The sequence below is a fragment of the Xanthobacter agilis genome (assembly GCF_021730435.1).
Taxonomy (GTDB): domain Bacteria; phylum Pseudomonadota; class Alphaproteobacteria; order Rhizobiales; family Xanthobacteraceae; genus Xanthobacter; species Xanthobacter agilis.
Genome location: NZ_JABWGX010000006.1, coordinates 141,582 through 155,521 on the forward strand (window position 1 = coordinate 141,582; position 13,940 = coordinate 155,521).

At 69.3% G+C, this 13,940-nt stretch carries 12 protein-coding genes; 11 read left to right on the top strand and 1 reads right to left on the bottom strand.

Annotated elements, in window-relative coordinates:
- Nucleotides 1–795 precede the first annotated feature (795 nt).
- Nucleotides 796–1,062 carry a 30S ribosomal protein S20 gene (gene rpsT, locus HUW53_RS06220; RefSeq protein WP_237344887.1) on the bottom strand — a complete coding sequence of 89 codons (267 nt, stop codon included), beginning with the start codon at nt 1,060–1,062 and terminating at the stop codon, nt 796–798.
- Nucleotides 1,063–1,481: 419 nt separating this feature from the next.
- Between rpsT and HUW53_RS06225 the strand changes: the two genes are divergently transcribed.
- The 11 genes from HUW53_RS06225 (at nt 1,482) to HUW53_RS06275 (ending at nt 13,928) form a co-directional block, all read left to right on the top strand.
- A complete protein-coding gene (locus HUW53_RS06225; protein WP_237344888.1) occupies nt 1,482–2,468 on the top strand; it encodes a complex I NDUFA9 subunit family protein in 987 nt (328 codons plus the stop codon).
- A gap of 83 nt (nt 2,469–2,551) precedes the next feature.
- The gene (locus HUW53_RS06230) at nt 2,552–3,244 is read left to right on the top strand and encodes a phosphoribosylanthranilate isomerase (RefSeq protein WP_237344889.1); all 693 of its coding nucleotides are present in this window, start codon (nt 2,552–2,554) and stop codon (nt 3,242–3,244) included.
- Nucleotides 3,241–4,482: a tryptophan synthase subunit beta gene (gene trpB, locus HUW53_RS06235; protein WP_237344890.1), complete on the top strand. Its 1,242-nt coding sequence runs from the start codon at nt 3,241–3,243 to the stop codon at nt 4,480–4,482. The genes HUW53_RS06230 and trpB overlap by 4 nt, the downstream gene beginning before the upstream one ends.
- A complete protein-coding gene (locus HUW53_RS06240) occupies nt 4,479–4,820 on the top strand; it encodes a hypothetical protein (RefSeq protein ID WP_237344891.1) in 342 nt (113 codons plus the stop codon). The genes trpB and HUW53_RS06240 overlap by 4 nt, the downstream gene beginning before the upstream one ends.
- Before the next feature lie 150 nt (nt 4,821–4,970).
- Nucleotides 4,971–5,798, top strand: a complete 828-nt coding sequence (trpA, locus tag HUW53_RS06245) for a tryptophan synthase subunit alpha (RefSeq protein WP_237344947.1) — start codon at nt 4,971–4,973, stop codon at nt 5,796–5,798.
- Nucleotides 5,799–5,888: 90 nt separating this feature from the next.
- The gene (locus HUW53_RS06250) at nt 5,889–6,362 is read left to right on the top strand and encodes an HXXEE domain-containing protein (RefSeq protein WP_237344892.1); all 474 of its coding nucleotides are present in this window, start codon (nt 5,889–5,891) and stop codon (nt 6,360–6,362) included.
- Nucleotides 6,363–6,487: 125 nt separating this feature from the next.
- On the top strand, nt 6,488–7,381 hold the full coding sequence (gene accD, locus HUW53_RS06255) for an acetyl-CoA carboxylase, carboxyltransferase subunit beta (protein ID WP_237344893.1): 894 nt from the start codon (nt 6,488–6,490) through the stop codon (nt 7,379–7,381).
- A gap of 24 nt (nt 7,382–7,405) precedes the next feature.
- Nucleotides 7,406–8,734 (top strand): bifunctional folylpolyglutamate synthase/dihydrofolate synthase, encoded by a 1,329-nt coding sequence (locus tag HUW53_RS06260; RefSeq protein WP_237344894.1) that lies wholly within the window; start codon nt 7,406–7,408, stop codon nt 8,732–8,734.
- Between the two features lie 483 nt (nt 8,735–9,217).
- Entirely contained in the window at nt 9,218–11,656 is a 2,439-nt protein-coding gene (locus HUW53_RS06265; RefSeq protein ID WP_237344895.1) for a sensor histidine kinase, read from the top strand.
- Nucleotides 11,656–13,209: a tRNA (adenosine(37)-N6)-threonylcarbamoyltransferase complex ATPase subunit type 1 TsaE gene (gene tsaE / locus HUW53_RS06270; RefSeq protein WP_237344896.1), complete on the top strand. Its 1,554-nt coding sequence runs from the start codon at nt 11,656–11,658 to the stop codon at nt 13,207–13,209. The genes HUW53_RS06265 and tsaE overlap by 1 nt, the downstream gene beginning before the upstream one ends.
- Before the next feature lie 17 nt (nt 13,210–13,226).
- Entirely contained in the window at nt 13,227–13,928 is a 702-nt protein-coding gene (locus tag HUW53_RS06275; RefSeq protein ID WP_237344948.1) for a nucleotidyltransferase family protein, read from the top strand.
- Nucleotides 13,929–13,940: the final 12 nt, after the last annotated feature.

A 13,940-nucleotide genomic window follows, 5' to 3' on the forward strand; every position in this document is an offset into this window, starting at 1 on the left:
CAAGAGCTGCTGCATTCAATCCGCTGCGTGTGCGTAAAGTCATAGCCGCCCCATCTATCGCCGGCGGGTGCCCCCCGGCCGTCGCTTGAATGAACCAGATTTCTTGCTGCTTTTAAATCACCGGAGAGGAGATCTGATGTCCGCTCTCAGCATAGCTTTCGCAGGTTGAAGTCCGTAGGTGTGGAAAACACAGAAGATGTCAGGAGTGTCTTGTATACTTAAAGGCAAGGCACTTTCTTCTTCTCCTGCGAAGAGTCTCGAAACCTTCAATCTGTTGGTGAAATCTCGGTTTCGCCCCCGAGGTGAAATTGAACATACACAGCCCCTCGGGGGGGTGCAACGCCTTTCCCCTCCCTTGTGGGATAGCGGGTAAAAAGGTCGCTTTGAAGCCCATCCACAAGCGCTTCAGTCAGTCGGCAAACCTCTGGCGAAGCAGCGAGAATCCCAGCCTTCCGTACGATCATGCCGGCTTCGCGGGGCACGTGTGGTCCGGTGTTTTCGTACCCATGGCGGGAGGGGGAGAGGGGGCGGGTCGGGCTTTGCCCCTTAAGTCGCTAAGCCGCATATTGATTTTCTGCGCGATGGAAAAGCGGGTGAGGGAAGCGGGGTGCAGGCTCCGGGGGGTGCTCGACTTGACGCGTAATGCGGATTGGGCAGGGGGTGCGATTCGCATTTGGCGACGCTCGGAGCGGCCGCGGGAGCACAAAAAAGGCCCGGCTCAGCCGGGCCTTTTGCAACCTGAGAACTGGCGGACCTCAGCAGCCAGAAGATGCGAGGCGCGTCACGTGCCCGCGATCAGGCGCTCAGCTTGCGCACCCGCGCCGCGAGGCGGGACACCTTGCGGGACGCGGTATTCTTGTGCAGCACGCCCTTGGTGACGGCCCGCATGATCTCGGGCTCGGCCACCTTGAAGGCAGCGGCGGCAGCGGCGGCGTCGCCGGTGCCGATGGCATCCTCGAGCTTGCGCAGATAGGTGCGCACGCGAGAGCGACGCGAACGGTTTACTTCAGTGCGGCGCTCGATCTTGCGCGCCGCCTTTTTGGCGGAAGGCGTATTGGCCATCGGCCGTCCTTGCTGGTTTGCGCAATGCGGATCGCTGCCTTGCGGCCAACCCGTCCTGCGTTGGAATGGCTGAAAACGCGGGCGGCTCGCGCCACCTGCGAAGTGCCGGGCTTATAGTGGGCGCAGGCCCCGCCGTCAAGCCGGGGCCCATTCGGCGCTCCGCCGCGGCCCGCCGCGGAGCGCCAATGGATCGCTCACGGACCTCCGGACCTCAAGGGTGGATCTGCGGGACCTGAGGTTCGGCTGCTTGAACCTGATGTTGAGTCTCTTGGCCGCTGGACGGAAACGGTCTCCATCGCGTATGTCCTGGCGACGTTCTATATAAGTGTGCGTCCGGGTGGCCCGGCCGCATGCCGCGATCAGGGGCCGGGGCCGTCACAGCAGCCGGCTGAACGGGCAGATAGGAGCGGGGGTCAGGCATGAGCGACGTGGCGGTGACCGATCGTCCGGTGAACGACAGCCTGGTGACGGTGTTCGGGGGCTCGGGCTTCCTGGGCCGGCATGTGGTGCGGGCGCTGGCGCAGAGGGGCTATCGCGTGCGGGTGGCCGTGCGCCGGCCGGAGCTTGCGGGTTTCCTGCAGCCCCTCGGCTATGTGGGGCAGGTGCAGGTGGTGCAGGCCAACGTGCGCTTCCCTGAGTCGGTGGAGCGTGCGGTGGCGGGGGCGTCCGCCGTGGTGAATCTGGTGGGCGTGCTGGTGGAGAGCGGTCGGCAGCGCTACGACGCCGTGCACGTGACCGGCGCCCGCACCGTGGCCAATGTCGCCGCCAAGGCTGGCCTGCCGCTGGTTCACGTTTCCGCCATCGGCGCCGACAAGGGTTCGCCGTCCGGCTATGGCCGCAGCAAGGCCGACGGCGAGGAGGCGGTGCACGCGGCCCATGGCGCGGCCGTCATCCTGCGGCCGTCCTTGGTGTTCGGGCAGGAAGACATGTTCTTCAACCGGTTCGCCGCCATGGCGCAGCTGTCGCCGGTGCTGCCTCTGATCGGCGGCGGGGTCACTCGGTTCCAGCCGGTATTCGTGGGCGATGTGGCGCTCGCGGTGGCGCGCGCGGTGGACGGCAAGGCCAAGCCCGGCGCCATCTACGAGCTGGGCGGGCCGGAAGTGCGCACCTTCAGGGAGCTGATGGAGCTGATGCTGCGCGAGATCGGCGCCAAGAAGCTGCTGCTGCCCGTGCCGTTCGGCCTCGCGAGCCTGATCGCGGGCCTTACCCAGTGGATTCCCGGCGCGCCTTTGACCACCGATCAGGTGGCCATGCTGAAGGCCGACAATGTCGTGTCCGCGACCGCGGTGAGCGAAGAGCGCACCCTGGCCGGGCTTGGCGTGATGGCGACCGCCCTCCGGGTCGAGCTGCCGACCTATCTTTGGCGGTTCCGCAAGGCGGGCCAGTTCACCCAATTGGAGTTCTGACGGGCCGGCGTCCGCCGGCTCCACCGCCGGGCGCCTCGCGGTGCGATTGAGGCCGGGGCGGATTTCATCCGGGGACCAGATCCATGGGATTTGAAATCAAGATCTGCGGCTTGAAGACGCCGGAGGCGCTCGACGCGGCGCTGGCGGCCGGCGCCGACCTCGTGGGTTTCGTGCATTTCCCGAAGAGCCCACGCCACGTCACATGGGAGGCGGCGCCGCGGCTCGCCGCCCAGGTGCGCGGGCTGGCGCTGAAGGTGGCACTGGTGGTGGATGCGGACGACGCCCTTCTCGCCGACGTGATCGCCGCCCTCGATCCGGACCTGCTGCAACTTCACGGTCATGAGACGGTGGAGCGGGTGGCACAGATCCGCGCCCGTTTCGGCCGGCCGGTGATGAAGGCGCTGCCGGTGGCCGTGCGTGCCGACCTCGCCCCGGTTTCCGACTATGCGGCGGTCGCCGACCGCCTCCTGTTCGACGCCAAGCCCGTGCCCGGCGCCCTTTTGCCCGGCGGCAACGGGCGGGTGTTCGACTGGGCGCTGATCCGCGGCCTTGACGCCGGTCGCCCGGTCATGCTTTCCGGAGGGCTTGATGCCGGCAACGTCGTTGAGGCCATCGCGGCGACGGGCGTGGATGGGGTGGACGTCTCCTCGGGGGTCGAAACGGCGCCCGGCGTGAAGTCGCCCGAGAAAATCCAGGCCTTCATCGCCGCCGCGCGCCGGGCTCGCGACATTGCGGCTCCCTGTTCGAACCTCTCACCGAAAGCCCAGGCTTCGTGAACGCGCCCAATTCCTATCGCACCGGCCCCGATGACGGCGGTCATTTCGGCATCCATGGCGGCCGTTTCGTCGCCGAAACCCTGATGCCGCTCATCCTGGAATTGGAAGCGGCCTACAAGGCGGCCCGCGCCGACCCCGGCTTCCAGACCGAGATGGACAGCTATCTGTCCCACTATGTGGGCCGGCCCTCGCCGCTCTATTTCGCCGAGCGGCTGACGGAGCATCTGCGCCAGATCTCCGCGGCCTCCGGCCGCAATGGCGGCGCCAAGGTGTATCTGAAGCGCGAGGAGCTGAACCACACCGGCTCCCACAAGGTGAACAACGTGCTCGGCCAGATCCTGCTGGCCCGCCGCATGGGCAAGACGCGGATCATCGCCGAGACGGGCGCCGGCCAGCATGGCGTCGCCACCGCCACCCTGTGCGCCCGCTTCGGCCTGCCCTGCGTCGTCTACATGGGTGCGGTGGATGTGGAGCGGCAGGCGCCCAACGTGTTCCGCATGAAGCTGCTCGGCGCCGAGGTGGTGCCGGTGCAGTCGGGCTCGCGCACCCTGAAGGACGCCATGAACGAGGCGCTGCGCGACTGGGTGAGCAACGTTTCCGACACCTTCTATTGCATTGGCACGGTGGCCGGGCCCCATCCCTATCCCTCCATGGTGCGCGACTTCCAGTCCATCATCGGCCGCGAGACCCGCGCCCAGATGCAGGAGATGGAGGGCCGCCTGCCGGACAGCCTGGTGGCGGCGGTGGGTGGCGGCTCCAACGCCATGGGCCTGTTCCATGAGTTCTTGGACGAGCCGGGCGTCGAGATCTTCGGGGTCGAGGCGGCCGGGCGCGGCCTTGAAACCGGCGAGCATGCGGCCGCGATCATGGGGGGGCGGCCGGGGGTGCTGCATGGCAACCGCACCTATCTGCTCATGGACGGCGACGGCCAGATCAAGGAAGCCCATTCCATCTCCGCCGGCCTGGATTATCCCGGCATCGGCCCCGAGCACTCCTGGCTCAATGACGTCGGGCGGGTGAAGTACATTCCCTGCACCGATCAGGAGGCGCTGGACGCGTTCCAGCTCCTCACCAAGCTTGAAGGCATCATCCCGGCGCTGGAGAGCGCCCATGCGGTGGCCAAGGTGATCGAGCTCGCGCCGACCCGGCCGAAGGATCATCTGATGGTGGTCAATCTCTCGGGACGCGGCGACAAGGACGTGCCGCAGGTGGCCGAGATTCTGGGGGCAAGCCTATGACGCGAAACGCATTGAGGATCGCCTGCGCCGTCGCCTTTCCGCTGCTCTCCTCCGGTGCTGCCCTGGCGGCCGTCCCGGAAGGGTTGAAGCTGACCTCCGGTCCGGTGCGCACCGATCCGGCCGGCGCCTTCGTCTCGGTGGGGGTGGCCAATACCACGACGACCATATTCGGCCAGATCGTGGTCACCTGCACCTTCACCGGCGGCGGTCAGACGCTGGGCACCTCGTCCACCACCCTGTTCTCGGTGGTGGGCGGCACTACGGGCAACGATCAGGTGCGCCTCATCGGCGCCACCTCGGCCACGGCCGCCACCTGCGAGATCACCAGCGCCCAGTGAGCGCGACCGCTCTCCTCGAGCATTTCGCTGCTCCACGGCAGCGAGGAAATGCTCTAGTGACTTGAGTTGACGCGTTTTCTTCACGCGAACCGGTATCCACTTCGCTAAAAAACGCTCCAGGGGAGCGGCAACCATGGCATGTCCCATCCGATGACCACCCGCATCGCCGCCCGCTTCGCCGCGCTCAAGGAGGAGGGGCGCCCCGCCCTCGTCACCTTCATCACCGCCGGCGATCCCGACGCCGAGACCTCGCTCGGCATCCTTCACGCCTTGCCGGGCGCCGGTGCCGACATCATCGAGCTGGGCATTCCCTTCACCGATCCCATGGCCGACGGCCCGGCCATCCAGGCCGCCGGCCTGCGCGCCCTCAAGGGCGGGCAGACCCTGGCCAAGACCCTGGCCATGGTGAAGATGTTCCGGATGGAGGAGCAGGCGACCCCGATCGTGCTCATGGGCTATTACAACCCCATCTACGTCTATGGCGTGGAGCGGTTCCTGGCCGATGCGCGGGAGGCGGGCGTGGACGGCCTCATCATCGTCGACCTGCCGCCGGAGGAGGACGATGAATTGTGCCTGCCGGCGCTCCGGGCCGGGATCGACTTCATCCGCCTCGCCACCCCCACGACCGACGACAAGCGCCTGCCGACGGTGCTGAAGCATACGGCGGGCTTCGTCTATTACGTCTCCATCACCGGCATCACCGGCTCGGCCACCCCCGACGCGGACGTGGTGGGTCGCGCGGTGGCGCGCATCAAGGCCCATACCGACCTGCCGGTGGCGGTGGGCTTCGGCGTGAAGACGCCGGAGCAGGCCAAGGCTATCGCCGCCGGCGCCGACGGCGTGGTGGTGGGCTCGGCCCTGGTGGAGGCGGTGCGGCATACCCTGGACCGGGAGGGCCAGGCCACCGCCAACACCGTGCCGGCGGTGGAAGCGCTGGTGGGGTCGCTGTCGGAGGCGGTGCGCAGCGTCCATCGGTGACGGCTTTGCGGTCATCCCCGGACGGTGGTAGGTTGTTGCTGCATCCCGGACGCTGCGCTGGCGCCGGTATCCTCCGGCTGGAGTTCCGCCGTGACGTTGGCTGACCTCTCCTGGCTCGCGCTTGCGGCCTATGCTGTTCACATCATGGAAGAGTATCAGTTCAACTGGCGGGACTGGGCCCGCGCCGTCGTCGGCCTGCCGGTGGAGTGGAATGACTTCTATGTGACGAATGCGGTGGTGGTGGTTCTGGGCATTGTGCAGGCGCAGCTTGCCGCCCGCATGCCGGTGGTGTCGCTTGCCTTCGCCGCGCTGATGCTCATCAACGCGACGTTTTTTCATGTGATGCCTTTCTTGCGCACGGGGGGGCGTTTTTCGCCGGGGCTGCTGACGGCGGTGGCGCTATTCTATCCGCTGGGTGTCGCCATGTTCCTGGCGGCGGCACGCGAAGGCACGCTCAGCCTGGGTGTTGCGGCGGGCGCAGGTGTAGCCGGCGCGGTGCTCATGGCCTTGCCCGTTGCCTTTCTGCAGTGGCGCGGGCTTCCCTATTTCCGGCAGGATCGCTAGCCGGTTGGCCAGCGACGGACCATCTTGCCGCACTTTCGCCGCGACGGGCTTGCCATTAGAGCAAGGTGCGCCAATGCTGCGCCGCGACGCGCGGTGGTGTCCGCCCGTTTTCGGAGATGAACCCTGTGAACTGGATTTCCAACGTCGTCCGCCCGAAGATCCGCGATTTCCTGGCGCGCCGCGAGGTTCCGGAGAACCTGTGGGTGAAGTGCCCCGAAACCGGGCAGATGGTGTTCCACAAGGATCTCGAGGCGAACCTCTATGTGATTCCTGGGTCCGGCTATCACATGCGCATGGACGCGGTGAAGCGCCTCAAGGCCACCTTCGACAACGGTGTCTATGAAGAGGTGCCGCTGCCGGAGGTCGCCATCGACCCGCTCAAGTTCCGCGACGAGCGCCGCTATATCGATCGCCTGAAAGATGCCCGCGCCAAGACCGGCTATCAGGACGCCGTGAAGGTGGCCACCGGCCTGCTGGGAGAATTGCCGGTGACCATCGCCGTGCAGGACTTCGGCTTCATGGGCGGCTCGCTGGGCATGGCCGCCGGCGAGGCGGTGGTGAAGGGGCTGGAAACCGCCGCCGCCAAGGGCACGCCCTTCATCATGTTCGCGGCCTCGGGCGGAGCGCGCATGCAGGAGGGCATCTTGTCCCTCATGCAGATGCCGCGCACCACGGCCGCGATCCAGGAGCTGCGCGAGGCGAAGAAGCCCTACATCGTGGTGCTCACCAACCCGACCACCGGCGGCGTCACCGCCTCTTACGCCATGCTGGGCGATGTGCAGATTTCCGAGCCCGGCGCCCTCATCGGCTTCGCCGGCCCGCGCGTGATCGAGCAGACCATCCGCGAGAAGCTGCCCGACGGCTTCCAGCGGGCCGAATATCTCTACGCCCATGGCATGCTCGACATGGTGGTGCACCGCCACCAGATGCGCGAGACGCTGGGCCGCCTGTGCCGCCTGCTCATGAAGGCGCCGGCATTGCCGCCCCAGGGCCGGCTGGCCGGCCCGGTCGCGGCCTGAAGGACCTGAAGGCATACGACGACCATGGCCCTGCCGCAGCTGAAATCCGAGCCCGTGGAGATCCTCGCGCGCCTCTCGGCGCTCCACCCCAAGAAGATCGACCTATCGCTCGCCCGCATGGAGCGGCTGATGGCGGCGCTGGGCCATCCCGAGCGCCGGCTGCCGCCGGTGGTCCATGTGGCGGGCACCAACGGCAAGGGCTCCACCATCGCCTTCATGCGCGCGATGCTGGAGGCCTCGGGCCGGCTGGTCCACGTCTACACCTCGCCCCATCTGGTGCGGTTCAACGAGCGCATCCGCCTCGGCGCGCCGGGGCGCGGGGAACTCGTCAGCGACACCCTGCTCGCCGATGCCCTGGACCGGGTCGAGGCGGCCAATGACGGCGCGCCCATCACCTTCTTCGAAATCACCACGGCCGCCGCCTTCGTACTCTTTTCCGAGCATCCGGCGGATGTGCTGCTGCTGGAAGTGGGGCTGGGCGGCCGGCTCGACGCCACCAATGTGGTGCCCTCGCCGCGAACCAGCGTCATTACGCCGGTGTCCATCGACCATGTGGATTTTCTGGGCGCCACGGTGGCGGCCATCGCCGCCGAGAAGGCCGGCATCATCAAGCCCCGCGTGCCGGTGGTGGTGGGCGAGCAGCAGGCCGAGGCCCTGGCCGTGATCGAGCGCACCGCCGGGCGCCTGCTGGCGCCCCTGTTCGTGCGCGGCGAGCACTGGCATGTGCATGAGGAAGCCGGCCGCCTGGTCTATTCGGACGACGACGGGCTCGTGGATCTGCCGCGTCCGCGCCTCGTGGGGCCGCACCAGATCGACAATGCGGGGCTCGCGGTGGCGGCCCTGCGCAGCCTGCGCCTGTCGGGCCCGGCGCAGGAGGAGGGAATCCTGGCGGCCGAATGGCCGGCGCGGCTGCAGCGCCTCGCCACCGGGGCGCTGGTGGCGCGCGCGCCCGGCGGCGCCGAGGTGTGGCTCGACGGCGGGCACAATGCCGCTGGCGGCGCGGCCCTGGCCCATGCCCTGTGCGGGCTGGAGGAGCGCTATTCCCGACCGCTGGTGATGATCGTCGGCATGCTCGGCACCAAGGATGTGAGCGGCTTCCTGGCGCCCTTCGCGGGGCTGGTGCGGGAGGCCATCGCCGTGCCGGTGCCGGACAATCCGGCGGGCCTGCGGCCGGAGGAGGTCGTGGCGGCCGCCGGCGCCCTCGGCATCAGTGCGCGGGTGGCGCCGGACGTGGCGAGCGCCATCGACGGCCTCGCCGCGATGCCGATGGTGCCGCCGGCGCGGGTGCTCATCTGCGGCTCGCTCTATCTGGCGGGCTCGGTCCTCGAAGCCAACGGCACGCCGGTGACGTGAGACCGGTGCGCTTGGCCTGTGGATGCCGGGTGTATCCGCCGCCCCGGAGCGGCGCGGGCCGGAATGGGGTTCGGGCGCGTCGTCGCGCCCCTTCAACGCGCCCGAGCCCTCCGGTAAAGTCTGGTTGACGAAATCATGCTTGATTCGGAGCGGCGCCGCTCGGTGCGCGCAGCCGATGGTTGAGGTGCGGTCCCGGCGCGGGGCCGGGCGCCTGTTCCGGGCTTTGGGTGCGCCACCGGGTGCATCCGATGGGGCATTCGTTGGTTGCACCACCGGGTTCCCGGCGTGGGGCCGGGGCATGTGCTGCGGCCGAGGTTCAAGGCCGTCCCGATCCGGCGCGGGTCCGGTGGGGCGGGTTCACGAAGAGGGCAGGGGCAAATGGTGGAGCGCGGCGCGAACAGGAGAGCGGCACGGCGCGCGGGTCCGCGATCCTCTGCCGGGGCTCCCGGTGCCATCGGGCGCGCCCTGTCGGCCAAGGTTCCGTTGGCCAAGGTTCCGTCGGTTAAGGCCCTGTCCCTGCTTTTGTGTTCGACGGCTCTGACCGCCTGGAGCGCGCCGGCCGCGGCCGGTATCGGCGCCTCGGTGGCCGGTGCGTCGGTCGCCGATGCGGCGCCTTGGCTCGCGGTGCTGGTGGCGGGCGCCGCCGCGGCTGCGGCCTGGGGCTTCGGCCATCGGCGGGTGGCTGCGGCGGACGCCGCCGCGACCGCCGCCGAGGCGCGCGCGGACGAGGCCGCCGGCAGCGCCGCGCGGGCCCGCGCCGAGGCCCACAGCCTGCGCCACCTTTTGGGCGCGGGTGCCGATTGCACCCTGGTCTGGCTGCGCGCGGGCGAGGCGCCCCAGGCCTTTGGCGCGCAAGGTTTCGGCACGCAGGCCGATGTTCGTTGGCTCGGCGCCGCCGCCGCGCGGGAGGTGGACGCGGCGGTCGCGGCCCTGCGGGGCGGGCAGGAGCGGCTCGATCGCGACCTCACCGCCGCCGACGGCCGGGCCTTCCGCCTCGCGGGGCGAGCGCTCGGCGGCGCCGGGATGCTCATGCTCCATCGGCTGCCCGCTGGCGAGGGGCCGCTGGAGCGGGAGACGCGGGCCGGTCTTCAGGCGATGCTGGACGCCGCGCCCGCCCCGGCGTGGCTGCGGGCGGACGACGGCACCCTCACCTATGTGAACCCGGCCTTCGTGGCCGCGGTGGGTGCATCCTCGTCCGAGGATGCACGGGCCCAGGGGCTCGACCTGCTCGACAGCAAGGCGCGGGCCGCGGCCGCCAGCGCGGAGCAGGGGTCCGGCGCGTTCCGGGGGCGGGTGCGGGCGGTGGCGCGCGGCCAGCGTCGGCAGCTCGACGTGGTGGAGGTGGCCGGTCCCTTCGGCATCGCCGGCCTCGCCGTGGACGTCACCGACCTTGAGGCCGCGCGGGCGGAGACGGCGCGGACGGTGGCCGCCCATCGCCGCACGCTGGACCAGCTCACCACGGCGGTGGCCATCTTCGGCGCCGACGAGCGGCTCGTGTTCCACAATGCCGCCTATGAGCGGTTGTTCGATTTCTCGCCCGCCTTCCTCGATCAGCGCCCGTCCGACGGGCAGATTCTCGACAATCTGCGCACCCGCCGGAAAGTGCCGGAGCAGGCTGATTTTCCGGCCTGGCGGGCGCAATTGAGGGAAGCCTATCGCGCGCTGGAGCCGGTGAACGACTGGTGGCACCTGCCCGGCGGCGAGATGCTGCGGGTGGTCATCACCCCCAATGCGGAAGGTGGCGTCACCTATCTGTTCGACGACCTGTCCGAGCATGTGGCCCTGGAGAGCCGCTACAACACCTTGATCCGCATCCAGGGCGAGACGCTCGATGCCCTGGCGGAGGCGGTGGCGGTGTTCGGCAGCGAGGGGCGGCTGCACCTCTACAACGAGGCCTTCCTTTCCCTGTGGGAGCTGGACGCGCAGACCCTCGGCGACAAGCCGCATATCGACGCGGTGGCGGCCCTGTGCCGTTCGCGCCACGGGGAGAGCGCGGCCTTCTCGCGCATCCGCTCGGTGGTCACCGCCATGGAGCATCGCGAGGCGCAGAACCTGCGGCTGGAGCGCGCCGATGGCCGGGTGCTGGACGGCACCGCCCAGCCCCTGCCGGACGGCGGCACCTTGGTGACCTTCCGCGATGTCACCGACAGCGTGAAGGTGGAGCGCGCCCTGATCGAGCGCGCCGAGGCGCTGGAGGCGGCGGACCGGCTGAAGAACGCCTTCGTCAGCCATGTATCTTATCACCTGCGCACGCCCCTCAACACGCTGATGGGCTACGCCGACATGCTGCGGGAGGGGCTCGCCGGCCCGCTCAACACCCGCCAGCGCGACTATCTCGACCATATGCGCCAGTCGTCCGATCAATTGCGCGCCCTCATCGACGACATCCTGGACCTTGCCAGCATCGATGCCGGCGCCATGGAGCTGGACCTTGCCGAAGTGGATGTGCGGGAGATGCTGGAGAGCGTCGCCGAGGCGGTCCACGACCAGGTGGAGGAGGCGGGCGTGCGCCTCGCCATGTCGGTTCCGGCCGACGCCGGGCGCTTCATGGCCGATCCGAAGCGGGTGCGGCAGATCCTGTTCAACCTGCTCGCCAATGCCATCGCCGCCTCGCCCGAGGGCGGCACCGTGACGCTCGGCGCCGAGCGCCGGTCGCAGGCGGTGCTGCTCGCCGTGCGCGACGAAGGGCCGGGGGTGCCGCCGGAGCTGGCGGAAACCCTGTTCGAGCGGTTCGAGAGCCGCAATGCCAATCCGCGCCATCGCGGCGTCGGCCTGGGCCTTGCCATCGTGCGGTCCTTCATGACCCTGCATGGCGGTTCCGTGAGCGTGGTGCCGGCATCCACCCGCCAGCCCGGCGCGCGCGGTACTCTCGCCACCTGCGTCTTCCCCCTGAGCGGATCCTCGCACCAAGAGGCGGCCTGATGAGTGCCTTCATCCAGCGCATGGCCGACGAGGCCGGCGCCTATCAGGTGATCCTGCCCGACGTGGCCGCCACCGAGCGGCTCGGCGTGCTGCTCGCCTCCTGGTTCGGCGCCGGCGACGTCCTCACCTTGAGCGGCGACCTCGGGGCCGGCAAGACTGAGCTGGCCCGCGCCATCATTCGCGCCGTCGCGGGCAGCGACGACATCGAGGTGCCGAGCCCCACCTTTCCCATCGTCATCACCTATGACTTCACCCGTGGCCGGGTGGTGCATGCGGACCTCTACCGCATCGTCGAGGACGAGGAGCTGGACGAGATCGGCTGGGACGAGATCGGCGACGATGCCCTCCTGCTGGTGGAATGGGCCGACCGCGCCGGCGAGCGCCTGTCCGAAAGCCGGGTGGATGTGCTGCTGGCGTTGGCGCCGGACCTTGGGCCCCACGCGCGCATCTGTGTGCTCACCGGTCACGGCGCGCTGGCGGAGCGGCTGAACCGCCTGCATCTGGCGGAGAGCCTCGTGGAATCCGCCGGGTTCGGGCCGTCCGAGCGGCAGTTCGTGCAGGGCGATGCCTCGACCCGCTCCTATACCCGTTTGGTGCTGCCCAGCCGCACCGCCATCCTCATGAACGCGCCGGCGCGGCCTGACGGGCCGCCCATCCGCGAGGGCAAGTCCTACAGCCGCCTCGTGCATCTGGCGGAGGACGTGAAGCCGTTCGTGGCCATGGACCGGGCGTTGCTGGCGCAGGGGTTCTCGGCGCCGCAAATCTACGCCGCCGACATCGACGCCGGCCTGCTGGTGCTGGAGGACCTGGGGCAGGAGGGGGTGGTGCGCGGTGATCCGCCCGCCCCCATCCGCGAGCGCTACGAGGCCGCCATGGGCGTCCTGGCGGCCCTGCACAACCGTCCCCTGCCGCAGATCCTGCATGTGGCGCCGCGGGTGGAGCGCCCGCTGCCCGCCTACGACGTGGCCGCCTTTCTCATCGAGGTGGACCTGATGCTGGACTGGTACCTGCCGTCCCGTGGCATCACCGTGGACGGCGTGATGCGGGAGGAGTTCCACCTGTTCTGGCGCGGCGCGCTCAATCCGGCGCTGGCGGAGGCGCCCACCTGGGTGCTGCGCGACTATCATTCGCCCAACCTCATGTGGCTGCCGGGCCGCGAAGGCCTGCGCCGGGTGGGGCTCATCGACTTTCAGGACGCGGTGCTGGGGCCGGCGGCCTATGACGTGGTGTCCCTGGCCCAGGATGCGCGGGTGGATGTGCCGGAGGCGCTCGAGCTTCAGCTCGTGGGCCAATATGTGAAGGCGCGGCGGGAGGTGGACCCCGCCTTCGACGTGCGCGGCTTCGCCCGCTCCTATGCGCTGCTCGGGGCGCAGCGGGCCACCAAGATCCTCGGCATCTTCACGCGGCTCGATCGGCGCGATGGCAAACCGCAATATCTGCGTCACATCCCGCGCGTACGGCGCTATCTGGCCCGCTGCCTCGGCCACCAGGAACTCGGCTCGCTGCGCGCCTGGTACGAAGCGGCGCTGCCTGCGAAGGATCTGAACTCGTGACGCCGATCAACAAGGCGATGGTGCTGGCCGCCGGCCTCGGCACCCGCATGCGCCCGCTTACCGACCGCACGCCCAAGCCCCTCATCCCGGTTTATGGCCGCCCGCTTCTCGACCATGTGCTCGACGCGCTTGCTGTGGCCGGGGTCGCCGAGGCGGTGGTGAACGTGCATCATCTGGCCGACCAGATCGAGGCCCATCTCGCCATGCGCCGGGGCCCGCCGGCCGTGACCCTCTCGGACGAGCGCGGCGTGTTGCTGGAGACCGGCGGCGGCGTGCGCAAGGCGCTGCCGCTGCTGGCGCCGGGGCCGTTCCTGGCGATCAATTCCGACACCATCTGGATCGAGGGGACGCGGCCCAATCTGGTCCGGCTGATGGAGGCCTTCGATCCCGAGCGCATGGATGCGCTGCTGCTTCTGGCGCCGGGCGCCTCCTCCATCGGCTACGACGGGGTCGGCGATTTCGTGATGGACGCCAACGGTCGCCTCTCCCGCCGCAAGGAGCGGCTGGTGGCGCCGTTCATCTATGCCGGCGTCTGCATCCTGAAGCCGGACCTGTTCGAGGCGACGCCCGAGGGCCCGTTCTCCCTCAATCTGGTCTTCGACCGGGCGGCGGAGCGCGAGCGCCTGTTCGGGCTGAGGCTCGACGGGGTGTGGATGCATGTGGGCACGCCGGAGGCGATCGCCCTGGCGGAGGAGGCGATCCAGCGCTCCAGCGAGTAGGATCGCGCATCC

What these genes read in the sequence shown, in the direction of transcription:
- rpsT (WP_237344887.1), bottom strand. Translation starts at nt 1,062, where the DNA reads ATGGCCAATACGCCTTCCGCCAAAAAGGCGGCGCGCAAGATCGAGCGC.
- HUW53_RS06260 (WP_237344894.1), top strand. Translation starts at nt 7,406, where the DNA reads ATGGCCCTGCCGCAGCTGAAATCCGAGCCCGTGGAGATCCTCGCGCGC.
- HUW53_RS06275 (WP_237344948.1), top strand. Translation starts at nt 13,227, where the DNA reads ATGGTGCTGGCCGCCGGCCTCGGCACCCGCATGCGCCCGCTTACCGAC.
- trpA (WP_237344947.1), top strand. Translation starts at nt 4,971, where the DNA reads ATGACCACCCGCATCGCCGCCCGCTTCGCCGCGCTCAAGGAGGAGGGG.
- tsaE (WP_237344896.1), top strand. Translation starts at nt 11,656, where the DNA reads ATGAGTGCCTTCATCCAGCGCATGGCCGACGAGGCCGGCGCCTATCAG.
- HUW53_RS06225 (WP_237344888.1), top strand. Translation starts at nt 1,482, where the DNA reads ATGAGCGACGTGGCGGTGACCGATCGTCCGGTGAACGACAGCCTGGTG.
- HUW53_RS06230 (WP_237344889.1), top strand. Translation starts at nt 2,552, where the DNA reads ATGGGATTTGAAATCAAGATCTGCGGCTTGAAGACGCCGGAGGCGCTC.
- HUW53_RS06240 (WP_237344891.1), top strand. Translation starts at nt 4,479, where the DNA reads ATGACGCGAAACGCATTGAGGATCGCCTGCGCCGTCGCCTTTCCGCTG.